Origin of the sequence: Chromohalobacter sp. 11-W, from assembly GCF_029889905.1 — a bacterium.
GTDB lineage: Bacteria > Pseudomonadota > Gammaproteobacteria > Pseudomonadales > Halomonadaceae > Chromohalobacter.
In genome coordinates, this window is sequence record NZ_JARANZ010000037.1 from 1 (window position 1) to 526 (window position 526).

The 526-nt window shown below is 63.5% G+C and carries 1 protein-coding gene; it reads right to left on the bottom strand.

The features are described from left to right. The coding region (locus OP494_RS17205; protein ID WP_280542798.1) for a phage late control D family protein at positions 1-526 on the bottom strand (526 nt) is incomplete at both ends.

Here is a 526-nt window from a genome sequence, read left to right on the forward strand (position 1 = left end):
GACCAGGCGATGGCCATCGAAGGCCTGACCATCGTTAGCGCGCGCCCCGTTACCGGACGCCGCCTTGCCGCTGTTTTCGTCGTCTTCGTCGTTGCCGTCATCGTTACCGGCGTATTCGAAGTAGTACCACAGGCCTTCTTCTTCCAGCAGGCGGCTGACGAAGTTGAAGTCGCTCTCGCGGTACTGCACGCAGTAGCTGCGGGTGGGATAGCCGCGGCGCAGGTCGAAGCGGTAGCGGCCCCTGGCCAGCTCATGCCCCTCGAATACGTCAGTGAGGACATCGACGACGCTGCGATCCTGGAAGATGCGGCTGTCGCGGCCCAGTTCGAGCATCTTGAGCCACGGCACCAGCGTGAGCTGGTAGTAGGTGACGCCGCCATCCTCGCCCAGCAGCGCGGCTTCGCTGACCAGCCCGTGCAACTGGCGATAGCGGCCATCGGCCTGCAAAATCGAAAGCCGGGCCGGCTGCGCCATCAACGTCTTGAGTTCGAGATCCCCCTGCTGGGAGATGCAGTCAAGCGTGTAG